This window comes from Pseudoalteromonas sp. S2721 (genome assembly GCF_005887425.1).
GTDB classification, from domain to species: Bacteria; Pseudomonadota; Gammaproteobacteria; order Enterobacterales; family Alteromonadaceae; genus Pseudoalteromonas; species Pseudoalteromonas simplex.
Genome location: NZ_PNCZ01000024.1, coordinates 89,013 through 112,850, shown reverse-complemented (window position 1 = coordinate 112,850; position 23,838 = coordinate 89,013). Strand labels below are relative to the sequence as shown.

The following is a 23,838-nucleotide window of genomic DNA, read 5'->3' as shown; positions in this document are numbered from 1 at the left end:
TTTCACAGGTGCTTAATTTCAAGGCGTTACTTTGCAAGAATGGCAGTCCCTTTTAAGAAGTAACAACGATGAGAGTAAGTGCCTGTGAAGCGCCCAAAGGGTTGGTTTAAAAGCGATTTATACTGCGTTATTGATTTTAACAATAGAACCACTATTACTTGCAATCAATGCCTTGCCTAAATCGCTTTTAATTCCAACTGAAACTCGCACCTTGAAATGGTTTGGGTATATAAAGCCCAGCACTGTATGAAGTACTGGGCTGTTTTTTTAGGATTGATAGTCGTAGTAAATCAAAATACACACCAGCTAACCTACTTAGATCTAATCTTCGCTTAAAAGATTGAAAAGTTTATGTTACAACGGCACTAACATTACTTTTTAGTTACAAACATGACTGAACTTTACCATTGGTTTGATTTAATCGGCGTAGCCGTGTTTGCTGTTTCTGGAACGCTATTAGCGTACGACAAAAAAATGGATGGCTTTGGGGTTGTTGTGTTAGCCACAGTCACTGCTATTGGCGGTGGAACTGTGCGCGACGTTATTTTAGATGTGCCCGTATTTTGGTTACATGATCAAAGCTATTTCTGGGCTATATTACTTTCTGTATTTGTTACCACTCGTTTAATCAATAAACAGCGTTCGATTTCACTTAATGCATTGCAAGTGGCAGATGCTTTTGGTTTAGCATTTTTTGCGGTGATGGGGGCGCAAAAAGCCATGCTTGCCGGTGTGCCTGATACCACCGCGATTATTATGGGTGTGATCACAGGGTGTTTTGGTGGCGTTATCCGTGATGTGTTGGCTGGAAATATGCCGATGCTGTTAAAAGGTGAGCTCTATGCTATTACTTGCATCGCAGGTGGGATTGTTTACACATTAAGTATCTCACTGGGTTTGGTGACCGAAATGGCCATGGTGTTGGCTATGCTTATGACCTTATCACTGCGTTTAGCTGCAATGAAATGGCACCTTACATTACACGTTTTTAAATATCCCGACTAAGATTAGTATTAAGAATGAATGATAGGGACATCATGGATCGTGTCTTTAGCTAGAATATTTTCTCGTGCACAAGTAGGTGTGCAAGCTCCTGAAGTGATTGTAGAAGTACACTTAGGCAACGGCTTACCTGCTTTTCATATCGTTGGCTTGCCAGAAGCGTCAGTCAAAGAGTCAAAAGATAGAGTGCGTAGCGCACTCGAAAACTCACAGTTTGGCTTTCCTGACCAACGAATAACCGTCAACCTTGCGCCTGCTGATTTACCTAAAGAGGGTGGCCGTTTTGACTTGGCTATTGCAGTGGGTATTTTGGTCGCCTCTGGGCAAATAAACTGCCCCGATATTCATCGTTATGAGTTCTACGGAGAACTGGCTTTAAATGGTGAGGTAAGAGGGGTGAATGCTATTTTGCCTTCGGTGTTAGGAGCGAAAGAGCAGGGTCGCTGTTGTTTTTTACCCGCCGAAAACGATAATCTCGCAAGCCTTGTTTCGGGCGTTTCTCGAAAAGCCGTTTACTCCTTACAAGATGTTTGGAATGACTTATTAAATCAGCAACCTCTGCCACTTAATATTTGTTATCCAGAGCAGCAGTCGCAGCGTGACTCGCTACTCGATTTAAGTGATGTGAAAGGCCAACCTGGAGCCAAAAGGGTACTCGAAATTGCTGCGGCTGGTGGCCATAATTTATTGTTTCTTGGTCCTCCAGGTACTGGCAAGTCAATGCTTGCCCAGCGTATGCCAACGATTATGCCAACCATGTCGGATGATGAAGCAATTAGCACTGCCGCGTTATATTCGATAATTGGTCAATCGGTTGATTTATCGAATTGGCGTGAACGCCCCTTCAGAAACCCACATCATACTTGCTCTGCTGTTGCCCTTGTTGGTGGTTCCTCAAATCCTAAACCGGGTGAAATCTCTCTCGCTCATAATGGCGTTCTGTTTTTAGATGAGTTACCCGAATTTGAAAGAAAAGTGCTCGACTCATTGCGTGAACCAATGGAAACGGGCGTGGTGACTATATCGCGTGCGGCACGACAAATGGAATTTCCATCACAATTCCAGCTGATCGCCGCATTAAATCCTAGCCCCACAGGAAGCCATACCGATAAGCGTGCAACGCCAGATCAAGTATTGCGGTACTTATCTCGGGTATCTGGGCCATTTATCGATAGGATTGATTTACAAATTGAGCTGCCGCGACTCACCAGTAGTCAATTGCAGAGCACGCAAGTAGAAGAAAGCAGTGAACAAGTAAGAGCCAGAGTCGAAAGAGCTTATGCAATTCAACTCAACCGACAAGGCAAAGTGAATGCGCGCTTGAATAATAAAGAAATGAGCATTCATTGTGAGTTGGCAACTGCTGAGTTGCAGTTTTTAGCAAAAGCCAGCGAAAAACTGGCGTTATCACCGCGTTCATATCATCGCATTATTAAAGTGGCACGTACCATTAGCGACCTAAAAGCACAGCCAGCAATTACTTTAAACGAATTAAAAGAGGCGTTGAATTATCGTGCGTTTGAACGGCTAATAAGCCAATTAACGCAGTTTTAGTGAGCTTTTAAATTGATAGCATGTAGCCTTTACCGCGAACGGTTACGATACGCTTTTGGTCTTTTTCATCGCTGAGTTTTTTACGTAAGCGGCCGATAAGTACATCAACGGTACGATCGCTTGGGCTCCAGTCAGGCTGACCAATTTCTTCGGAAATTTTTTCACGTGATGTCGCTTTACCCGCATTTGCAATAAGGCAAATAAGTACCTTGTGTTCTGCTTCAGTAAGACGAGACTCTTCACCATTAGGGGTGACTAATGTGCGGTTATCAGGGTGCAGTTTAAAGTCGGCATATTCAATAAACTCTTCACTCTCATCATCTTGCTGAGAGCCTTTTATGCGCTTAAAAAGGGCGCGCATTCGTAGTTCAAGCTCTAGTAAGTCAACCGGCTTGCAAATGTAGTCATCGGCACCTTGTGCAAGACCAGCAATACGGTCAGCTTGCGAGTCACGACTAGACAGCACAATAACGCCAATGTCTGTTAGTGCATTAAGCTCTTTGGCAAGCAAAAGCCCATCGCGTTTTGGTAACACAATGTCGATAACGGCTAAAGAGATTGCTTTTTTTGATGAAGCACGCGATTGTACAATGCCTAATGCATCTGCACCCGTTGAATCTACCTCAATATTAAACTCAGTTTCATTAAAATGATTAAGAATGCGTTTAACGAGTAGTTCGTCGTCTTCAACCAATAAAACTTGAATAGTCATTCGCTTTAATTTCACACTTGATTTGTTGTAATGTTAGCACTGTATGGCAAAGGCTGAGAAGAGTCATGATAAGGTTTATAACTATTTCTTACAATTTAATGGCTTAGCGATAGTTGCAAAGGATGAAAGCTGAGCACTCGCATAGTGCTCAGCCAAGTGATTAAACTACTTTTCAGGATAAAGGTGTTGCCACCATTGTGGCTGATCTTTTAAGTTTTTATCGAAATAAGCCAACATGGTATTCCACCAGTCGAAGCGTTTATCACGAGCAAAAATTTGGTGATCTGCACCTTTGTACTCAATCAGGTCAACATCTTTACCTAATAATTTTAATGCCGTGTACATATTGTGGCTTTCACCAACCGGTACGTTGGTATCTGAATCACCATGAAGGAGTAATAACGGCGTTGTTACTTTGTCAGCATGAAAAACCGGGCTGTGTTGGCTGTAAAGTGTAGGATTGTTCCACGGATAGCTATTTTTAGATGCTTCAGCTGAGTATAAGTAACCCCACCAGCCTTGGCCCCAATACGAGGTGATGTTTGAAATTCCAGCATGAGCAATCGATGCACTGAACATATCTGTTTTAGTTGCGAGTAGCATGGTCATAAAGCCGCCGTAAGAGGCCCCTAAATTACCCACACGTTTACTATCTACAAAGTTATATTTATCTAAAAAGGCTTTAGTACCGTCGATGATATCGTTGGCGGTGTATTCACCCCATGCGTTGACGTGTTTAGCCGAGAACTCTTGGCCAAAGCCTGTTGCGCCCGTAGGTTGTACAACGTAAACAACATAGCCATGCTCAGCCCATAGGTTAAATGGGTAGCGACCGGTAAAACCACGGGTTACTGGCGATGTACCACCATAATAATAAACCAGTGCAGGGTATTGTTTATTGCTATCTAAATCATGGGGTAAATAAACGCGGCCCTTAATTTCAATGCCATCTTTATTAGTAAAGTTAAACTCTTCCAGTGAGGCTACTTGCGTATTTTCATAGCCAATTGGTTTAGAATCCCAGACTACTTTAGCGCGGCTCTTACCTAAGCTGAGTTGTTTTAACTGCTGAGGTGTTGACGCTGTGGTGCCGGTAACCAAAATGCGCGGGGTGCGTTCGTGTGAGTAGCTAACTTGCTCAACAACATCAAAACCCGTATTCACTTTATTAAAACGCTTTTTGCTTAAGTCGAATTGATAAAGTTGTACGGTATCTTGCTCGGTCACTTTAATAAGCGCATCACCGTTTTTAAGTACGTGTAACTGGCCGATAGCCGGGTTAAACTCTTTACTTAGCGCGCTTGCCTTTTTACCGTCACGGCTTAGCAAATAAAGTTGACCGTCATAGTTATTAGCAAGCATTCCTTCAGGAAGATTACGACCTAAGCCATTATTAAAATCTGGTCCGGCAGTGACATAAATTCCGTCGTCAGTATATTTAGCCTGATTAAATGTATTGTATTGACCCAGTACCGTAAGAGCCGATGTAGCTAGGTTTAGCTCAACAAGTTCTGTTGCTGGTTGTGGTGATAGCTGCATTGCTTGTGCCGAGCGGCTCATTAAGACGTGGCCGTTTTTAGCGTCAAAATCTTCAAGTGAATGGCTAAGTGGGCCTTGGCTTAAGATTTTGCTAAGACCTGTTGGTATATCGAGTAAATATACTTGCGATGTGGTACGAGCATAAGACCAACGGTCTTGCAGGCCTTGGTAATGCTTAGTGAGCTTGCCATTGTCTGTTGGAGACTTTGACCAACTAAAAATTAAGCTGTTGTTATCAAAAAACTGAAAGCCACTTGCACCTGCGAGGTTTTTAGCAATGACGCTAAGTTGCATGTTTTTTAGGTTTAAATGCTTAAGCTCGCCATTTAATAAATACACTAAGCTTTTGCTATCTGGGCTCCAAGTTATGTTACTCGGCTGGGCTGACTCAAAGCGATAAAGTGTATTGTTTTTTGCGTCTTTAAGCTCAGTAACATATTGCGCTTGATTAGCGGTTGCATCTTCGTAATGACGTAGGCTAGTTATGAAGTAATCGCCATTTGGTGCCATTGAAATATAACTAACCGTTGGCGCATCGAATAATTGCTTAGCCGACAAACCGTGTTGTTGTTTAGCACTAAATTGCACAGCATCTAGTTCTGACTTAGCCGTAAAATCAAGCTCAACCTCATTCCAGTTGGCTACTTGCTCAGTGATGATAATAAACTGATGATCGCCTTGGCTTAAAGCTAGCTCATAGCTTTTATTTTTTTCTGTTTGCTTTTCACCATCAATAAATAGCTGCGCGTTTTCAATGCCTTTAAGTGTTAATGAGCCTTGGCTAAAACGTTCAGTTGAGGCGGTAAATTTGAGTGCCTGTAAACCACCAAGTGTTAGCGCACTCACTTTATCGAATGATTGCCAGTCAAGTTCATTACCAAAAACACGCATGCTATCGCTGCTGTTTTGCAAGCTTGGTAATAGGTTAGCAATAATGGCATCGCGATGATCCGTTTGATATGGCTTAAGTTGCATATCTTCGCCAAGAGGGCCAATAAATTGCACCGCTGATTTATCAATGGCAGCGGCCATCGCAGTATTGCTTAACGCACATAACGCTAATGCACTAAATGTTGTTTTTAGCTTGGCTGATTGGCTTAGCCAAGTAGTTGAAAGTGTCATAGTTTCGCCTGTTGAAGGTAATTTAAACCAATATAGCACGCTGCAAATTAGCCAAAAAGTGCTCTGCGTTAGATTGCAGTCGGGTTTGAGCTTGTGGTTTTCAATTGCTATGGTGAGCAGGTTAACTTTTTAAGAGGGCTTACAGTGACATTGTTACTTGTTTATATGTTTGTTGCCATTACGGTTTCGTTTTTGTGCTCAGTGATGGAAGCGGTACTGTTAAGTATTACGCCAAGTTATGTTGCCATGCTCAGAAAGCAACAACCACAACTGGCAAAACGTGTTGGTAAGCTTAAAGACAATATAGACCAACCGCTGGCAGCAATACTTACGTTAAATACCATAGCGCACACGGCAGGCGCAGCTGGTGTTGGCGCACAAGCTGCAGTGGTGTTTTCAGATGCTGCGGTTGGCGTTGCCTCTGCAATTATGACGCTATTGGTTCTGGTGCTTTCTGAAATTATTCCGAAAACATTAGGGGCTAATTATTGGCGAGGATTAACACCCATTGTTAGTGTGAGCCTAATTTGGTTGGTGTTTATTCTAAAACCCTTTGTGTGGTTTGCAGATATTTTAACGCGCTTTTTAGGGCGTAATTACGATGAAGCCTATTATATTCGCCAAGAAATTGAAGCCATGGCTGATATTGGTACTGAATCAGGAGCCCTTGGGCAAGATGAATCTGAAATCATACGCAGCCTGCTGCATTTTCGTCATGCCAAACTCGATACCTTAATGACACCACGTACGGTGCTTTTTAAAGTACATAAAGATTTAACTGTAAACCAATACTTGGCGGAGCATGGTTCTTCTTCGTTTTCTCGGGTATTGGTTTATGACAAAAATGGTGATGATATTATTGGTTTTGTGCATAAAAATGACATTATGCTGGCTTATCATCGTCTAGGTGAAGACTATAAAATTAGCAAGCTCGTTAAGCCTATTTACACCGTACCAGAAACCTTACATGTGCCGACCTTACTTGAAACCTTACTGTCTGAGCGCACGCATATTTGTTTAGTCGTGGATGAATACGGTGATGTGCAAGGTATTGTCACCCTTGAAGATTTAATCGAAGCATTAATGGGGCTCGAAATTGTTGATGAGCACGATCAATCAGCTAATATGCAAAAAGTCGCCAAACAGCGTTGGCGACAACGTTTAGCATCTAGTAATACCATCGTCAGTGACGATAAGCGTCAACCTTAGCGGCGATGTCCTGCTGCGGTTTTTACCATTTGTCGCCATGAGAGTGACCAATTTAAAAAGTCTTCTTTGGCTTTCGGGCGGCACAGCAAAAAGCCCTGCATAAGAATAAACTCTTTGTAGCGGTCGAGGTATTCGAGTTCTTCCACTCGCTCAATGCCCTCGGCTACAATAGCGAGATCTTCTTGTATCGCTATATTCACTAAGCTACTAACAATCACTTGGGAAAACTGATCGGTTTCAATATTGCTAATCAGGGTGCGATCGATCTTAATTTCGGTAAACGGTAATGTTTTGAGTTGTTGAACATTAGTAAAGCCAGTACCAAAGTCATCGAGCGAAATACCAAAACCGCGCATTCGTAAACGGTTGAGTGTTTCGAGCTGTGCCGCACTTCTAAGTGCATACTGCTCAGTGATTTCGAGGATAATTTCACTTGGAGTTAAATTATTTAAATGTAAGATTAACGCAAGTTTATCTGGGCAGCTTAAATCTTCTAGTTGCGAGGGTGATAAATTGAAAGCGAGCTTTAAGTTTTGATCAAAGTTTTCCTTTATTTCAATAAAATCGCTAGTGGCTTTTTCAAATAATTGAAAAGTAATAAGGTTTATCAAGTCCAAATCTTCAGCAACACAAATAAAGCGTTCGGGCAAAATGATTTCTTGTTCTTGACGCGTGTTGATCCGTGCTAATACTTCAATACTTTCAACCCGGTTGTCATGACGATTAATTTTAGGCTGATAAAACGGGATCACTTCATTGTGGCTGATAGCATGCAGTAGTAATGATTCAGAAATAGGCGCCTGAGTTCGTTCAACATGAATAGCAAAGTGTTCCAACTTTTGAAGTAGTAAGTAAACTTGATTTAATTGTACTGGCTTAGAAACATTACCAATTAAGTGAGCGTTATGCTTGCGAGCTAAGTCAGCAGCTAGGTCTATAACCTTAGGGTCCATCTCAGAAATAATGGCAATTGCACCTTGGTATTTCATGGCGCCTAAATGGCGGATAAGTTCCATGCCATCCATGTCTGGCATATTGAGATCAGTAAAAACAGCATCAAAGTATTTCGGGGCTTTTTTTATTTTTTCTAGTGCTTCCTCAGCACTTAAGCTGGTGGTGATATGAGGGACTTCGAGCTCATTCAAAATAGCATGCATGACAATTAAAATTGCTTTCGAATCATCTACGACGAGAATGTGCCTATTTGACTTAACCATATTCATTCCTTGAATGAGAATACTATTATAAAAGTAGTAGAAAAATTGCATTAAGTCATGTTTATTGATTTCTTTTTGTATAATAAATGAACAATCACTTAAGGGGTTGAAACTCGTAATTTTATCTGTGCGAAGTATAATAGCCGCACTTTTTATTCGTATTTATAAGAACTATGGTCAGACTTCAGTTGAGTCTCGCAGATGAAATCTTTATTTTGCATTTAAACGGCTCACAGTTAATTCAGCTTTTTCATCAACAACAAGCAATTGCCTTCGATAATCCAGAGCCAAAACTTTATGAGTTTGATTTTCAGGGGCAGCGTATTGGCCTTGATACCAGTAAAGTGCACGAAAAAAGCTTAGTGGTTTTTGTTAATCAGCAGCAGGTAAGTCAACTTGCTTTACCTGAGTTGCAAGAAGCCGAACCAAAACGCGGCATTATTGGTTTGCTGGCACTGGGCTTTAAATTATTCAAAAGTGCAAAAGTCGTGAAAGCTGCGTTAGCGGGTGCCTCGGTGGCTGGCTACGCTTGGCTATTTTCCATTGAATTTGCCTTAATGTTAATCGCTTGCTTGGTTGTGCATGAATACGGTCATGTGCGCGCAATGAAATATTTTGGCATTAAAACGAAAGGTATTTACCTTATTCCCTTTGTGGGTGGTTTGGCTGTTTCTGATGATAAAATTACCACGCGATGGCAAGATGTGGTGATCTCACTCATGGGGCCCGCTTTTGGCTTAATTACCTCAGTGCTAGGAGTGGTGCTTTACTACGCCACTGAAATGGAAATATTCGCCGGTGTGGCGGTACTCAGTGCACTGTTAAACCTATTTAACTTGTTACCTATTCTGCCCTTGGATGGTGGCCATGTACTTAAAAGCATTAGTTTTTCGATGCGTTCATGGATAGGCCTAAGTGTATGTTTATTAGGTGTGTTATTTGGCTTGTGGCTGAGTTACACCTTTGGTTTGATGCTACTGGTGTTTTTCTTATTTGTAGGGGCACTTGAGATTATCTTTGAGTGGCGCGGGCGTCACTACTCACACCTCATTCCTCTTGATACTTACGGGCAAGGTTTTTCAGCAGTAATGTACGCACTGGTTGTTGCTGGTCACGTTGCGGTGATGATGCACTTTGCCGACTCAGAAAGCCCAATCTTAAGCTTACCAATGAAGATATTAGCAAGTTAACTCGTATTGCCAGATATTGGGAAGTGTCTTTATCACTTCCTAATTTGGTGTTAAGGATAAAAGCTCAGCATTAACGATATAAATACGCCGGTGATGATCAGCTGCACAAGACAAAAGCCCATGATGTCTTTTGCTTTTAAGCCGGCAATAGCAAGTACGGGGAGTGCCCAGAACGGCTGAATAAGGTTAGTCCAAGCATCGCCCCATGCGACAGCCATAGCAACCCGTGGCATATCCGCGCCAAGTGTTTGCACTGCGGGAATGACAATCGGCGCTTGAACTGCCCATTGGCCACCGCCTGACGGCACAAAGATATTCACAAACCCTGCACTTAAAAAACTCCAAAAAGGCAGCGTTTCGGCTGTTGCAATGGCAATAAATCCTTCAGAAATTTGTTGAGCAAGTCCCGTTTTTACCATAATCGCCATGATCCCGGCATAAAATGGAAATTGAATCACAATGCCAGCGCCACTAGGGATTGCTTGCTGTAAGCTGCTAAGTAAATTATGCGGTGTTTGATGCAGTAAAATTGCGCTAAATAAGAAAATTGCGATCACGCTATTTAAGTTTAAGCCGCCTCCGTTTAACACAAAATAATAAAATAAATAGGCAAGACCAACGGCACCTACTCCCATACCAAGCAAACGACTATGTTCTATGACTTCAGCAGGGCGGGTGGGTGTTGCTATTTGCTGCGTTTCATCATCAAGCTTTGCGGGGTCAACATAAACACTATCTTTTTCGCTTGGCAGCATATAGCGATTTACCAACGGCATGATAATAAACAAGCCCACAACAATAGCGATATTAAATGCCGAAAAAATTGTGTTTTCGGTACTTATCACCCCAATGCTTTGCTGTGCAAAGTGGCCATCGGTTGCGATGGTCAGCGGCACTGAACCGGCTAAGCCACCATGCCAAACAATAAAACCTGAATAGGCACTGGCTACTAACAAACGGTAATCAACGCGGGTTTGTTTCGCAATTGCTTTGGCGAACAAGGCGCCAATAACTAAACCGAAGCCCCAATTTAGCCAGCTAGCCAATAATGACACGAGCGTAACGAGTATAATCGCTTTGGCAGAGCTGTTGGCAAAAGTCGCAAGCTTGTTGAGTATGCTGCGCATCACAGGGGTACTTGCTAGCATGTAGCCCGTTAGCAGCACCAGCAACATTTGCATGGCGAATTGTAGCAGGTTCCAAAAACCACCCCCCCAAGCCGCGAGCACTTGCGTGGGCGTTGATGGCGTAAAGAGGCTCGCAACGATAAAGCTCAGCAAAGTGAGTAATATAACAAATACAAATGGGTCGGGTAGATAACGCTCTACTAGATTAGTGAATGGTTTAGCAACGCGATTTAGCATGGTTTTTATTGTTGTCGTCGAATCGATAGTGCCAATAAATCATGAATAACGATGATTGGCAAATTGCGACGTCGTTGCTTGAGCTTATGCCTTCAAAAACAAATGCTAAAATTAATTACTGTGAATCTTGCTCAAGCACCGCTTTTAAGCGAGCCTGAACTTCTTCGACTAGCAGTATTGGCTGGAACTTTGATAAAAACGCATTACAACCAACCTTCTCAACCAAAGCTTGATTAAAGCTACCACTCAAAGATGTGTTAAGCACGATATATAGGTTTTTCATGCGGCTGTCGTTACGAATTTCGTGTGTTAAGCGGTAGCCATCCATTGCCGGCATTTCTGCATCGGTGATCACCATGAGTAATTCTTTCTCAACATCTTTGCCTTGATCAGCCCAGCCTTTTAACATTTCGAGTGCTTCAAGTCCGTTACGAGCAGGTATGATTTCGATGCCAAGTTGCGACAAGGTATCGCTTACTTGTTTACGAGCCGTTGGCGAATCATCGGCATGAAGAATTTTGCGGCCTGCAAATTCATTCACGATACTTTTATCAAGAATGTCATTAGATATTTGTACTTCATACTCAACGATTTCGGCGAGCACTTTTTCTACATCGATAATTTCAACTAGATGTTCTTGGCCATCGCGTTTTACTTTAGTTAAGGCTGTTAGGTAGTGATTTTTACCAATTGCGGTTGGCGGTGGCATGATATCTGACCATGTCATATTAATGATCTGATCCACTTTACCAATTAAAAAGCCTTGCACAGTGCGGTTGTATTCAGTGATAACTAGGTTTGTATCTTCGATGTTTTTAGCTTCAGGCATATTAATCGCCTTGCGTAAGTCAATAACCGGAATTGATTCACCGCGTATATTGACTACCCCCGATACTTTTGGGTGCGCATGAGGGATCTTGCTAATTGGTGGCAGCTTTACTACTTCTTTAACTTTAAACACATTTAGAGCAAATAAGTGACGGCTGTGAAGGTAAAATAGCAAAAGCTCTAAGCGGTTTTCACCGACCAGTTGCGTACGCTTATCAACAGAAGCAAGAACACCTGACATATTTCACCCTAAACACCTAATACAGAGATAGTATAGTCTACTATTATTTTTCATCGACATGTATGTTCAATTTAGCGCCTGTTGCTAAATATCCTGCATTACAGTACCGTATCGATAATTTCCCCCACGATAGATTGCAAGGATCATGCACTATTTTTTTAATCGAATAGTAGTTCTTATTCGCAGCCATATTGATCAAGTAAGTTGGCAGGCTGTGGTGCTTACCACGCTTTTGCATATGCTACTAATTTGGTGGCTGCTTATGCTTGCAGGAGAGCAAGCTCTTACACCTCTTGGCACTTATTTTTATTATTATGTAGTAACTACGTCAACAGTTGGCTATGGCGACTTTAGTGCGAGCACTGAGCTTGGCCGTTGGATTGTCGCATTACTGCAAATACCTTTTGGTTTAGCATTATTTGGCGTTCTGTTAGGAAAAACAGGGCAAACAGTAACTTATTTAATTAGGCGCGCTATGACGGGTGATAAAAGCTTCGCACATATAAACAATCACATTATTATCTTTGGTTGGCATGATACACGTACTAAGAAGATGGTCGATTATATCTTGGCCGATCATAAACGTTTAGATCGTCGTATTTTATTGGCCGTTACGGAGCAAATGGAGCATCCATTTTTAGCAAACCCGATGGTTGATTTTGCACGCTTAACTAGCTTTACTGACCTAGATGAGTTGAACCGAATTGCGATTGGCCGGGCCGATAAAATTATTATTGATGGCCAAGATGATGACCAAACGTTTACAACGGCATTACGTATTAGCAAGTTGGTAAATGAACAGTGCCACATTAGTGCACACTTTACTGATGAAACGAAAATCGAAATGCTACATGAGCATTGCCACAATGTAGAATGTAGCAGTGCTAAATCAGCCGAGATATTAGTGCGTTCAATGCAAGACCCAGGTTCAAGTCGCGTGCAAGAAGAGTTACTATCGACATTGCACGGTGATACTCAATTTAGTTTACCAATTCCAAAAGGCGTGCAAGCAATGGAATTTGGCAAGCTGTTTCATCACTTTAAATATAGTCACGATGCTATATTACTGGGTGTCGCACATAATTTGAGTGCAAAAAATATGGACTTAAACCCGCCGCTTGATTACGTGGTGAGTGAGGGAGATATTTTGCATTATATCGCTGCTGAACGAGTTTTGAGCGACGAAGTTGATTGGTCTGCGTTGGTATGATGATCTATGAATGAAGTTGTGTTTTTAATTATCGTACTCAGTGCCTACATTTTACCTGTGGTCATTGTGCTCAATAGTAAACGCACACAAGGCCACGAAAAGAATGCTTGGTTAATCGGCATCATCTTCTTTTCGTGGTTAGCTTTAGTAATGTACTTAACAATCATCCCTAAACACGGGCGAGTCAAAAAGCACCGTAAAGTAAAACCCAAGGGTTAACTTACCTTAAGCTTACAGCTGCTTTATCACTTCAACTGTTTTAGTTTATGGTCTATCACAGGATCATCCGGTGAAAGTTGCTGAGCCACTTCTAAGACCTTAATTGCATCGTTTGGGTGCTCATCTTGATGTTTGATTGCAACATCAATCAGCGGTTGCACATCAATCGCATCTTTTTGCTCTTGCATGTGCTCGGCTTTTTCTTCAGCTAAAATTGTATGCGCGGTGCTTAGTAAGGCTAAACGATGTGGCGAACTCTTGTTTGCCTTATTTAGGCGACGATAATAGTCTTCTTTAAAGCGTAGCGTTTTGGTTTGCTGGCGGAATTGGGCGATATCAACTTGCTGGTGGCTAATAAAGTCAACAGCAACATCTTTATAAAAGCCAAACTTATTTAAATATGTTGCATGAACACTATGGCCCATACCAAACACGCGTAAGTGGGTGAGTTGTGGGTAACGTTTAGCATGAGCTCGGTCGATACGATTAGTTGGGTCGTAAATAATATAACCCTTTGCATGGCCTAAATCTAAATCGTGGTAGTCACCGTTCCAATCGAATTTTTGCGCGATGTCGGTGCTTGAACGGTCATCCCATGGTGCTTTTTCTTTGTTTTTTGTGCTAACAGGGTGAAAGAGTAAAACTTTATCAAGCTTTAATAGGTTGGCAAAGGCGCCAACGGCAAAGCCTCCTCGACTCAAGCCATAACCTAACCGCTCTTTGAACCCGCCAATCAGTGGTGCTAGCTGCTCAATGAAAAACAACAGATTACGGTGCCTAAACCAGTTGCTAATGCCTAAATGTTGAAAAGCGATAATATTCACATCCTGCTTTTTCGCGAGCTTATAAGCCCAAGGCGAAAAATCATCAGTAATATCATGTTCTTGATAATTGGTTCCGGCAGGAGAGAAGGTAATTAGCAGGGGCTTATTGGCATCAATGATATGGTATTTTACATAAACATCGCCGAGCAAATCACCGCCAGTCATAGGAACACGGCTTTGTTGCTCATCGCGTGGGAGGTTGGTCCATTCCTCTAACCAATACAATAATTTCATACATCCCCCCTTAGTACCTCTAAAATAAAGGGGCGAAATTATAGCAAAAATAGCAGCTCATTAAAAATGGCCGCTACTTTATATGCTTAGCCCTCGCTCATTGCGATGATCTGTTGCCAGTCATGTTCAGTTACAGGCATTACTGACAAACGGCCGCCTTTTTTAAGGGCAATTTCGGTGATTGCATCATTGGCTTTAATCGCTTGCAGGCTAACTAGCTTTTTAAGGTGTGATTGATATTGCACATCGACCACAAACCAGCGCGGGTTATCAGCGGTTGCTTTGGCGTCGTAGTAATCGCTATTTAAATCAAACTGTGTTGGGTCGGCATAGGCTTCGCGAGTTACCGTAGCAATACCAGCAACACCCACCTGTTTACAACTTGAATGATAAATCATTACCAAGTCACCGTGCTTTATACCATCGCGAAGAAAGTTACGGGCTTGATAATTACGCACGCCATCCCACATAGAAGTTTGCTCAGGTGCGTTTTTTAGATCATCAATTGAAAATGCATCGGGTTCGGTTTTAAAAAGCCAATAAGCCATAATGAGGTGCTCTTACAAAGATTTACTTCCAATTAGTCTATAGTATCATTAAACGCTTGTCGGGATTGAGGGTAAATAAATGAGCCAAGTATTAGATGACCTACTGTCATTAATGTCGTTAGAAGAGATTGAGCAAGGCTTGTATCGCGGGCAAAGCCAAGATTTAGGATTTAGAGCGGTTTTCGGTGGCCAAGTAATGGGCCAAGCCCTATCTGCCGCAAAAGAAACATTACCACAAGGGCGTATTGTTCACTCTTTACACTCTTACTTCTTGCGTCCAGGTGATGCTGCAAAGCCGATTGTCTATGATGTAGAGAATATCCGTGATGGTAAAAGTTTTAGTACTCGCCGTGTAAAAGCAATTCAATATGGTAAGCCGATTTTTTACATGACCGCTTCTTTCCAAGGTGAAGAAGAGGGCTTATCACATCAAGCGCAGATGCCTGATGTACCACAGCCTGAAGAATTAAAGTCATCGCTTGAATTTTACCAAGCAAATGCAGAGCTTATTCCTGAACCAATTCGAAATAAGTTCATCCGTGAAGTGCCAATTGAAATGCGCCCTGTGACTTTTCATAACCCATTCAAACCACAAGTGATGGAGCCAGTTAAGCATATTTGGTTTAAAGCTAATGGTGAGATGCCTGACGATCAGCGTATTCATAATTACTTACTTGCGTACGCATCTGACTTTGAATTTTTACCAACTGCTTTACAGCCGCACGGCGTATCGTTTATGCAGCCGAATATGCAGGTTGCGACGATTGACCATGCGATGTGGTTTCACCGCCCGTTTAGACTAGACGATTGGATTTTATATTCGATTGATAGCCCAAGTGCGAGCTCTGGTCGTGGTTTGGTGCGAGGTCAGTTCTTTGACCGTCAAGGCAATTTAGTTGCCTCAACGATCCAAGAAGGGGTCATGCGTCAGCGTTAATCTTTTGTGTGCTGAGCTTGGCTTTGCACTATATCGTCAATTGACTGCCAGACCCGTGCTGGCAGCAATGCTTTAAGGTATAAATACACCTCACACAGTTCATTGCTACCCGTTAAGCCTTGCTCTGTTTCGGTAATTAGCTTTTGCTCTCGCAAGCTTGAAATAAAACCAATAAGTACTTTTTTGTCGAAGAACTCAGGGGTTTTAATGCCGTGCAAGGTACCTAAGCGATCAGCTAACACTTGGCTTTCGTGTTCAAGTTCTTCACGCTCAATACCACTGCTAGTTTGAATAAAGCCAACCACGATAGCGTAGCGTTGTAGTGTTAAACTTAGGGCACGACCGAGCATTTCGAGTTTCGCTAAGCAGTCGTTGCTGTTAGTGATCTTGATATTATCGCCATCAATTTCAATCAGGTCTTGATCAACGAAGCTTGCAAGTACGCGAGTAATGTAGTTTTCATCTAGCTCGTGTAAGAACCACTCTTTGGCAAACAGTGGGTAAAAACGTGCAATTAAGGCTTGGCAATCAGCCATGGTAGTTTGATGTGCTTTGAATAAATGCAGCGCCAATAAGCTCGGTACTGCAAATAAGTGCAACACGTTATTACGGTAGTAGTTGAACAGTGTTTTTTCTTTATCGTTAATTGCGATAATTTCGCCAAACTCGTCACTGATCACATCAAACTTATTAAGTTTAAGTGCATGCTCTAATAGCTGCTCGGCGCTTTCGTCTGGCGTGGTCACCTTTTCGCTGTAGCTTGCGCTACGTTGTAAATGTAAATAAAACTCAAGCTGAGCAATCAGCTTAGGTTTACTTAGCGCGTGTTTATCATTTACCAGTAATATCATCGCAAGTAGATTCACTGCATTGAGTGCAGCGGCGCTATTAATATTAACCATTACCTTATCAGCGAGGTTAGCAACCTGGGGACCAAGCCATTGTGGCTTTTGCACGTCGGTTGGGTGAATCGACTCTCGCCAATCAGGTTGTTGATCATTGAGATATTGGTTTATCGATATAGGGTCGCCAAAGTTTAAATAACCACGACCATAGTTTTTAAGGTTTTTAATTGCCTTAAAGATACCTAATACCGACTCACCTTTTTTATCGTTACCGGCAAGCTCTTTTAAGTAAGTATTAATTTCCATTACGTGCTCATAACCAATGTATACAGGCACTATTGAAATAGGGCGATCAATGCCACGTAACATAGCTTGTAATGTCATGGCGAGCATACCTGTTTTTGGCGGTAACAAGCGACCAGTACGGCTACGACCACCTTCCGTGTAAAACTTTACTGAATAGCCTTTGATAAATAACTGGCTCAGGTACTCTTTAAATACTGACGAATACAGTTTATTGCCCGCGAATGAGCGGCGAATAAAGAAAGCACCACTGCGACGGAAAATCCCCCCTGCTGGGAAGAAGTTTAAGTTGATACCCGCAGCGATATGCGGCGGAACTAAGCCTAAATGGTAAATAGAATAGGTCAGCAATAAGTAATCCATATGCGAACGGTGACATGGCATGTAGATAATCTCGTGGCCTTTATCTGTAAGCTCATGCACCTGCTCAGAAAACTTAATATCAATCCCGTTATAAAGCTTATTCCACAGCCAAGTTAAAATACGGTCTGCAACACGAATGGTGGCATCGCTATAATTGGCGGCAATCTCATCAAGTAGCTTCAGCGCATTTTGGCGAGCTTGCTCTTGACTGATGTTTTTTTCTTTCGCTTCTATTTGAATTGCTTTTTTTATTGTTGGTGAGGCAAGTAGCGAATTAAATAACTGCTCACGTGATGGCATTTTCGGGCCTGTCGCTGCCAATTTTTGGCGACGAAAGTGCACGCGGGCTACACGTAAAAGCTTATGAGGTAGTTCATCAACATCGGCTTTTTCATTGACCAATAACGATAAATCGAGCGGTTGGCTAAAACGGATAAAGTTATCGCGCCCTGAGAATAGCAACACAAAGAATTTACGAAACCAGCTGGGTGTTAATGAATGAGACACCAAAGTACCTAAACCTGGCTTTTCTTTGCCTGGGTTTCGGCCCCATAAAATAGTCACCGGGATCACTTGGACGTTTTTCTCACCTGATTGCATCAGGTGGTCAATAATTTGTTTGCCTTGCTGCAGGGCATTGCTTGGTTTGCTTTTATTACCAAATAGCGGTGGTGGGTTTTGAATACCGATAAAGCGATCAAGTTCTGCATTACCTAATAACTGCTCTTCGGTCGGGTTAGGTAAGCCGTATTTTTTACATACCCTTGCCAGTGCCGCTAAATCAGAGCGTGCATTTAGCCTAACAATATAAAAAGTAGGGTTGGCTGGGTTTAGATTGTATTGTTCAATCGGATTTTCTGGCAGCACCTTACTTTTTACAAACAAGCGGTTCATACCGGCAGAAATGAAATTTAAACAACGATTAATGATACGCATCAACTCACCAAAGTTATTAGTAGATATTAAATTGACCGAGTCTGGTCAAAAATAAGCGGCATAGAATAACAATTATTAACTGGACTGACCATTTAAAAGCGATTTTCTAGCCTCTTTACTCGCACAAGTATAATTTAAAGACGCTAATGTTATTGATAAAGTTCGAAAATTAAACAAAATTTAATTTAGACCTTTGAGATTTTCAAAATAGTTGTTGCATTTATCACCAATCTATCTATAATACGCAGGCTTTCAAAATTCCCTCGGGAACTTGGAAGGAAAGATTAAGCTTGGATTTCAAGCTAATAAACAGGAATTCCGATTTGGAATTCAACGTAGATATAAGAAAGCAGCCGACATCTTAGTTATTAAGATTGTTTCGGTCGTTTTTTTATGCTCTTTTTAAATGCTCTTTATATTGAGGTTTAAGAATGTCAAATCAACGCATTCGTATTCGCCTAAAAGCTTTTGACCACCGTTTGATTGACCAATCAACGGCGGAAATCGTGGAAACTGCGAAACGCACTGGCGCACAAGTACGTGGTCCAATCCCACTACCTACACGCTTTGAACGTTTTACTGTACTAACTTCACCGCACGTTAACAAAGACGCGCGTGATCAGTACGAAATCCGCACCCATAAACGTCTGATCGACATCGTAGAACCAACTGACAAGACTGTTGACGCTCTTATGCGTTTAGATCTTGCTGCTGGTGTTGATGTTCAAATCAGCCTGGGTTAATCGGAAGATTAGAGAGGTTTTAGGAAAATGGCATTAGGTCTAGTCGGTCGTAAAGTGGGTATGACACGTATCTTCACTGAAGATGGTGTATCTATCCCTGTGACAGTTATCGAAGCGACACCTAACCGCATTGCTCAGATCAAATCTGAAGCAACTGACGGTTATAACGCGCTTCAAGTAACCGCAGGCACTAAAAAAGCAAGCCGTGTAAACAAAGCAGCAGCGGGTCACTTCGCTAAAGCTGGTGTTGAAGCGGGTCGCGGTCTGTGGGAATTCCGCCTAAATGGTGGTGAAGGCGATTTTGAAGTAGGCGCTGAGCTTACTGTTGAATTATTCAACGAAATCAACAAAGTTGACGTAACCGGTACTTCTAAAGGTAAAGGTTTCCAAGGTGGTGTTAAGCGCTGGAACTTCAGCATGCAAGACGCTACTCACGGTAACTCTCTATCTCACCGTGCTCCTGGTTCAATCGGTCAAAACCAATCACCTGGTAAGGTGTTTAAAGGTAAGAAAATGGCCGGTCACATGGGTGCTGAGCGTGTAACGACTCAAAACTTAGAACTAGTTCGCGTTGACGCTGAGCGTAACTTGCTTTTAGTTAAAGGTGCAGTACCTGGCGCTATCGGCGGTGACGTTATCGTTAAACCAGCTGTTAAAGCATAAGTCCTGGAGATTTAGTGATGGAATTAGCAATTAAAGACGCTTCTGGCGCTCTTGAAGTTTCTGAAGCTACTTTTGGACGTGAGTTTAACGAAGCATTAGTACACCAAGTAGTTGTTGCTTACGCAGCAGGTGCTCGTCAAGGTACTCGTGCTCAGAAGACACGTTCTGAAGTAAGCGGTGGTGGTAAAAAACCATGGTCTCAAAAAGGTACTGGCCGTGCACGTGCTGGTACAATTCGTAGCCCAATTTGGCGTTCAGGTGGCGTTAGCTTCGCAGCTAAACCACAAGATCACAGCCAAAAAGTAAACCGTAAAATGTACCGCGGTGCGATCAAAAGCATCTTATCTGAATTAGTTCGTCAAGAGCGTTTAATCGTTGTTGAGCAGTTTGGTCTTGAAGCACCAAAAACTAAAGAACTAGTTGCTAAGCTTAAAGAACTTGAGCTTAAAGATGTTCTAATCGTGACTGAAGAAGTAGATGAGAATCTTTTCTTATCGGCACGTAACCTATACAAGGTTGACACGCGTGATGTAGCTGGTATCGATCCTGTAAGCCTAATCGCTTTCGATAAGGTACTTATTACAGCTGCTGCTGTTAAGCAACTTGAGGAGGCGCTAGCATGATCCGTGAAGAACGTCTTTTAAAAGTGATCCTTGCTCCACACATCTCTGAGAAAAGCACTATCGCTGCTGAAGAGAACAACACGATTGTTTTCAAAGTAGCTTCTGATGCAACTAAAGCTGAAATCAAAGCTGCAGCAGAAAAGCTTTTTGAAGTAGAAGTAACTGGTGTTCGCACACTAAACGTTAAGGGTAAAACAAAACGTACTGGCATGCGTTTCGGTCGTCGTTCAGACTGGAAGAAAGCTTACGTTACTCTTAAAGAAGGTAGCGAGCTAGACTTTGTCGGCGGCGCCGAGTAATAAGGGGAGTTAGAATTATGGCACTTCAAAAGTGTAAACCAACTTCTGCGGGTCGTCGTCACCTGGTTAAAGTGGTTAACCCAGATCTACATAAGGGTAAACCTTACGCACCACTACTAGAGAAAAACTCTAAGTCTGGTGGTCGTAATAACAAAGGTCGTATCACGGTTCGTCACATCGGTGGTGGTCATAAGCATCATTACCGTGTAATCGACTTTAAACGCACTAAAGATGGCATTCCAGCTGTTGTTGAGCGTCTAGAGTATGATCCAAACCGTAGCGCAAACATCGCTCTTGTATTATATGCAGACGGTGAGCGTCGTTACATTATTGCACCTAAAGGCTTAAAAGCTGGTGATTCAATCCAATCTGGTATTGATGCACCAATCAAAGCTGGTAACACGTTACCAATGCGTAACATGCCTGTAGGTTCGACTGTTCACAACGTAGAATTAAAACCAGGTAAAGGCGCGCAAATCGCACGTTCTGCTGGTGCATACGTTCAAATCCTTGCTCGTGAAGGTCAATACGTAACTCTACGTCTTCGTTCTGGCGAAGTTCGTAAAGTTCCAGCTGACTGTCGCGCAACACTTGGTGAAGTAGGTAATGCTGAGCATATGCTTCGTTCACTAGGTAAAGCTGGTGCAAATCGCTGGCGTGGTATCCGTCCGACAGTTCGTGGTGTTGCCATGAACCCGGTAGATCACCCGCACGGTGGTGGTGAAGGTCGTACATCTGGTGGTCGTCATCCTGTGTCTCCATGGGGTAAACCGACTAAAGGTGCTAAGACACGTAAGAACAAGCGTACTGATAAATTTATCGTACGTCGTCGTACTAAATAATAGTTGAGGAATAGCCATGCCACGTTCTCTCAAGAAAGGTCCTTTTATTGACCTACACTTGCTGAAGAAGGTAGAGAAAGCGTTGGAAAGCGGTGACAAGAAGCCAATTAAAACTTGGAGCCGTCGTTCAATGATCATACCTAACATGATCGGATTGACCATCGCTGTCCATAATGGTCGTCAGCACGTTCCTGTGTTCATCACAGACGAAATGATCGGTCACAAACTAGGTGAATTTGCACCAACTCGTACTTACCGCGGTCACGCTGCGGATAAGAAAGCGAAGAAACGTTAAGAGGGGAATGATAAATGCAAGCATTAGCTAAACATAAATTCGCCTCTGGTTCGGCGCAAAAAGCACGTCTAGTTGCAGATCAGATCCGCGGACTTCCGGTTGATCGCGCTCTAGAAATCCTGGCGTACAGCCCTAAAAAAGCGGCTGTATTAGTTAAAAAAGTACTTGAGTCTGCTATTGCTAACGCAGAGCATAACGAAGGTGCTGACATTGATGAGCTTCGTGTAACTACGATCTTTGTGGACGATGGTCCAACAATGAAGCGTATTATGCCACGTGCTAAAGGACGCGCAGACCGCATCCTTAAGCGTACAAGCCACATCACTGTTGTGGTTTCAGATAGCTAGGAGTATAAGTAATGGGACAAAAAGTTCATCCTACTGGTATTCGCCTAGGTATCTCTAAACCTTGGGTTTCTACCTGGTACGCGAATTCAAAAGATTTCTCTGATCAGCTTTTTGGCGATCACAAAGTACGTACTTTCCTTACTAAGGAATTAAAAGCGGCTTCTGTGTCTAAAATCGTTATCGAGCGTCCAGCTAAATCTATCCGTGTAACAATTCACACAGCTCGTCCTGGTGTTGTTATCGGTAAAAAAGGCGAAGACGTTGAAAAACTACGTCAAGCAGTAACTAAGATTGCAGGTGTTCCGGCTCAGATTAATATCGCTGAAGTTCGTAAGCCTGAACTTGATGCACAACTAGTAGCTGACGGTATTGCGTCACAGCTAGAGCGTCGTGTTATGTTCCGTCGCGCTATGAAGCGTTCGGTACAAAATGCAATGCGCATTGGTGCAAAGGGTATCAAAGTTGAAGTTAGCGGTCGTCTTGGCGGTGCTGAGATCGCACGTTCAGAATGGTATCGTGAAGGTCGTGTACCTCTACATACTCTTCGTGCTGATATCGACTACGCAACTTCTGAAGCCTTAACCACTTATGGTATCATTGGTGTTAAAGTTTGGATCTTCAAAGGCGAAGTTATTGGTGGTTTACCACTAGTACAAGAGCAAGAGAAGCCAGCTAAACGCGCGCCAAAGAAAGCCAAAAAAAGTGCTAAGTAGAGGTAGCGAGTAATGTTACAGCCAAAACGTACAAAATTCCGTAAAATGCACAAAGGCCGCAACCGCGGTTTAGCGCAAAACGGTAACAAAGTAAGCTTCGGTACTTTCGGTTTGAAAGCTACTGGCCGTGGCCGTATGACTGCTCGTCAAATCGAAGCAGCTCGTCGTGCTATGACACGTCACGTAAAGCGTCAAGGTAAAATCTGGATTCGTGTATTCCCAGATAAGCCAATTACGAACAAACCATTAGAAGTTCGTATGGGTAAAGGTAAAGGTTCTGTTGAATATTGGGTTGCTGAAATTCAACCTGGTAAAGTACTTTACGAAATGGAAGGTGTTTCTGAAGAGCTTGCTCGTGAAGCATTTAACCTTGCAGCGCGTAAATTACCATTCACAACAACTTTCGTAACTCGGACGGTGATGTAATGAAAGCTAGCGAACTAAAAGACAAAAGCGTAGAAGAGCTAAATGCTGAACTTCTAGGACTTCTTCGTGAGCAGTTCAACCTGCGCATGCAAGCAAGCACTGGTCAGTTAGCTCAGACACACACGCTAAGAACAGTACGTCGCGATATCGCGCGTGTAAAAACAGTTATTAACCAGAAGGCAGGTCAATAATGAGCGATAAAATCCGTACTCTTCAAGGCCGTGTAATCAGCGACAAGATGGATAAATCTTTCACTGTTGCTATCGCACGTTACGTGAAGCATCCAGTATATGGAAAATTCATCAAACGTACGACTAAACTACACGTACATGACGAAAACAACACAGCTCAAACTGGTGACGTAGTTACTATTTCTGAGTGCGCTCCTATTTCTAAGACTAAGTCTTGGACTTTAGTAGACGTTGTTGAGCGTCCAAAGAAAGCTTAATTTTTAATTAAGTTTCCTTACTAAAAAGCCCCGGCATCTGCT

26 protein-coding genes are annotated in these 23,838 nt (G+C 42.5%); 18 read left to right on the top strand and 8 right to left on the bottom strand.

What is annotated here, in order from left to right:
- Positions 1–390 precede the first annotated feature (390 nt).
- Complete coding sequence (locus CWC02_RS10415) at positions 391–1,005, top strand: trimeric intracellular cation channel family protein (RefSeq protein WP_138618064.1); 615 nt, start codon at positions 391–393, stop codon at positions 1,003–1,005.
- A 39-nt stretch (positions 1,006–1,044) separates the two neighbouring features.
- Positions 1,045–2,556: a YifB family Mg chelatase-like AAA ATPase gene (locus tag CWC02_RS10410; RefSeq protein WP_138618061.1), complete on the top strand. Its 1,512-nt coding sequence runs from the start codon at positions 1,045–1,047 to the stop codon at positions 2,554–2,556.
- A 7-nt stretch (positions 2,557–2,563) separates the two neighbouring features.
- Here CWC02_RS10410 and CWC02_RS10405 read toward each other — a convergent pair whose 3' ends face one another.
- Positions 2,564–3,268: a response regulator transcription factor gene (locus tag CWC02_RS10405; protein WP_138618059.1), complete on the bottom strand. Its 705-nt coding sequence runs from the start codon at positions 3,266–3,268 to the stop codon at positions 2,564–2,566.
- A gap of 165 nt (positions 3,269–3,433) precedes the next feature.
- Positions 3,434–5,929, bottom strand: a complete 2,496-nt coding sequence (locus CWC02_RS10400; RefSeq protein ID WP_138618057.1) for an alpha/beta hydrolase family protein — start codon at positions 5,927–5,929, stop codon at positions 3,434–3,436.
- A gap of 144 nt (positions 5,930–6,073) precedes the next feature.
- On the opposite strand from CWC02_RS10400, the gene CWC02_RS10395 reads away from it, so the two are divergent.
- Positions 6,074–7,138 carry a hemolysin family protein gene (locus CWC02_RS10395; protein ID WP_054554517.1) on the top strand — a complete coding sequence of 355 codons (1,065 nt, stop codon included), beginning with the start codon at positions 6,074–6,076 and terminating at the stop codon, positions 7,136–7,138.
- Here CWC02_RS10395 and CWC02_RS10390 read toward each other — a convergent pair.
- Positions 7,135–8,355 (bottom strand): EAL domain-containing response regulator, encoded by a 1,221-nt coding sequence (locus CWC02_RS10390; RefSeq protein ID WP_054554503.1) that lies wholly within the window; start codon positions 8,353–8,355, stop codon positions 7,135–7,137. The genes CWC02_RS10395 and CWC02_RS10390 overlap by 4 nt on opposite strands.
- Positions 8,356–8,528: 173 nt before the next feature.
- Between CWC02_RS10390 and CWC02_RS10385 the strand changes: the two genes are divergently transcribed.
- Complete coding sequence (locus CWC02_RS10385; RefSeq protein ID WP_054554502.1) at positions 8,529–9,545, top strand: metalloprotease; 1,017 nt, start codon at positions 8,529–8,531, stop codon at positions 9,543–9,545.
- A 50-nt stretch (positions 9,546–9,595) separates the two neighbouring features.
- On the opposite strand, the gene CWC02_RS10380 is transcribed toward CWC02_RS10385, so the two are convergent.
- Together CWC02_RS10380 and CWC02_RS10375 are read right to left on the bottom strand one after the other, a co-directional pair.
- Positions 9,596–10,909 carry a short-chain fatty acid transporter gene (locus CWC02_RS10380; protein ID WP_138618055.1) on the bottom strand — a complete coding sequence of 438 codons (1,314 nt, stop codon included), beginning with the start codon at positions 10,907–10,909 and terminating at the stop codon, positions 9,596–9,598.
- Between the two features lie 115 nt (positions 10,910–11,024).
- Positions 11,025–11,978 (bottom strand): chemotaxis protein CheV, encoded by a 954-nt coding sequence (locus CWC02_RS10375; protein WP_054554500.1) that lies wholly within the window; start codon positions 11,976–11,978, stop codon positions 11,025–11,027.
- Between the two features lie 145 nt (positions 11,979–12,123).
- Here CWC02_RS10375 and CWC02_RS10370 point away from each other — a divergent pair, with 145 nt between their 5' ends.
- Both CWC02_RS10370 and CWC02_RS10365 read left to right on the top strand, forming a co-directional pair.
- A complete protein-coding gene (locus CWC02_RS10370) occupies positions 12,124–13,188 on the top strand; it encodes a potassium channel family protein (RefSeq protein ID WP_138600963.1) in 1,065 nt (354 codons plus the stop codon).
- Between the two features lie 6 nt (positions 13,189–13,194).
- Positions 13,195–13,407 carry a hypothetical protein gene (locus tag CWC02_RS10365; RefSeq protein ID WP_054563926.1) on the top strand — a complete coding sequence of 71 codons (213 nt, stop codon included), beginning with the start codon at positions 13,195–13,197 and terminating at the stop codon, positions 13,405–13,407.
- Positions 13,408–13,433: 26 nt separating this feature from the next.
- On the opposite strand, the gene CWC02_RS10360 is transcribed toward CWC02_RS10365, so the two are convergent.
- Together CWC02_RS10360 and CWC02_RS10355 are read right to left on the bottom strand one after the other, a co-directional pair.
- Positions 13,434–14,465, bottom strand: a complete 1,032-nt coding sequence (locus tag CWC02_RS10360) for a cytosolic protein (RefSeq protein ID WP_138618053.1) — start codon at positions 14,463–14,465, stop codon at positions 13,434–13,436.
- Positions 14,466–14,551: 86 nt separating this feature from the next.
- Positions 14,552–15,013, bottom strand: a complete 462-nt coding sequence (locus CWC02_RS10355; protein ID WP_138618051.1) for an EVE domain-containing protein — start codon at positions 15,011–15,013, stop codon at positions 14,552–14,554.
- Between the two features lie 79 nt (positions 15,014–15,092).
- Here CWC02_RS10355 and tesB point away from each other — a divergent pair, with 79 nt between their 5' ends.
- Positions 15,093–15,950, top strand: coding sequence for an acyl-CoA thioesterase II (gene tesB, locus CWC02_RS10350; protein ID WP_054552365.1), 858 nt, complete (start codon positions 15,093–15,095; stop codon positions 15,948–15,950).
- Here the strand turns inward: tesB and plsB are convergent.
- Complete coding sequence (plsB, locus tag CWC02_RS10345; protein WP_138618049.1) at positions 15,947–18,397, bottom strand: glycerol-3-phosphate 1-O-acyltransferase PlsB; 2,451 nt, start codon at positions 18,395–18,397, stop codon at positions 15,947–15,949. The genes tesB and plsB overlap by 4 nt on opposite strands.
- Before the next feature lie 431 nt (positions 18,398–18,828).
- On the opposite strand from plsB, the gene rpsJ reads away from it, so the two are divergent.
- Genes rpsJ through rpsQ form a run of 11 tightly spaced genes read left to right on the top strand, consistent with a single transcriptional unit; the run spans position 18,829 to position 23,796 of the window.
- The gene (rpsJ, locus tag CWC02_RS10340) at positions 18,829–19,140 is read left to right on the top strand and encodes a 30S ribosomal protein S10 (protein WP_002957900.1); all 312 of its coding nucleotides are present in this window, start codon (positions 18,829–18,831) and stop codon (positions 19,138–19,140) included.
- A 27-nt stretch (positions 19,141–19,167) separates the two neighbouring features.
- Positions 19,168–19,803, top strand: a complete 636-nt coding sequence (gene rplC / locus CWC02_RS10335) for a 50S ribosomal protein L3 (protein WP_036974218.1) — start codon at positions 19,168–19,170, stop codon at positions 19,801–19,803.
- A gap of 17 nt (positions 19,804–19,820) precedes the next feature.
- A complete protein-coding gene (gene rplD / locus CWC02_RS10330) occupies positions 19,821–20,426 on the top strand; it encodes a 50S ribosomal protein L4 (RefSeq protein ID WP_062568199.1) in 606 nt (201 codons plus the stop codon).
- Positions 20,423–20,725: a 50S ribosomal protein L23 gene (gene rplW / locus CWC02_RS10325; protein ID WP_054552368.1), complete on the top strand. Its 303-nt coding sequence runs from the start codon at positions 20,423–20,425 to the stop codon at positions 20,723–20,725. Before rplD ends, rplW begins: the two co-directional genes overlap by 4 nt.
- A 17-nt stretch (positions 20,726–20,742) precedes the next feature.
- Positions 20,743–21,567, top strand: coding sequence for a 50S ribosomal protein L2 (gene rplB / locus CWC02_RS10320; protein ID WP_054552369.1), 825 nt, complete (start codon positions 20,743–20,745; stop codon positions 21,565–21,567).
- 16 nt (positions 21,568–21,583) lie between these two features.
- Positions 21,584–21,862, top strand: coding sequence for a 30S ribosomal protein S19 (gene rpsS / locus CWC02_RS10315; protein WP_010376377.1), 279 nt, complete (start codon positions 21,584–21,586; stop codon positions 21,860–21,862).
- 14 nt (positions 21,863–21,876) lie between these two features.
- Positions 21,877–22,209: a 50S ribosomal protein L22 gene (gene rplV, locus CWC02_RS10310; protein ID WP_004588690.1), complete on the top strand. Its 333-nt coding sequence runs from the start codon at positions 21,877–21,879 to the stop codon at positions 22,207–22,209.
- 11 nt (positions 22,210–22,220) lie between these two features.
- Positions 22,221–22,922, top strand: a complete 702-nt coding sequence (rpsC, locus tag CWC02_RS10305) for a 30S ribosomal protein S3 (protein WP_054552370.1) — start codon at positions 22,221–22,223, stop codon at positions 22,920–22,922.
- 12 nt (positions 22,923–22,934) lie between these two features.
- Positions 22,935–23,348 (top strand): 50S ribosomal protein L16, encoded by a 414-nt coding sequence (rplP, locus tag CWC02_RS10300; protein WP_036974208.1) that lies wholly within the window; start codon positions 22,935–22,937, stop codon positions 23,346–23,348.
- Positions 23,348–23,539, top strand: coding sequence for a 50S ribosomal protein L29 (rpmC, locus tag CWC02_RS10295; protein WP_054552371.1), 192 nt, complete (start codon positions 23,348–23,350; stop codon positions 23,537–23,539). Before rplP ends, rpmC begins: the two co-directional genes overlap by 1 nt.
- Positions 23,539–23,796: a 30S ribosomal protein S17 gene (gene rpsQ, locus CWC02_RS10290; RefSeq protein ID WP_054552372.1), complete on the top strand. Its 258-nt coding sequence runs from the start codon at positions 23,539–23,541 to the stop codon at positions 23,794–23,796. Before rpmC ends, rpsQ begins: the two co-directional genes overlap by 1 nt.
- Positions 23,797–23,838: the final 42 nt, after the last annotated feature.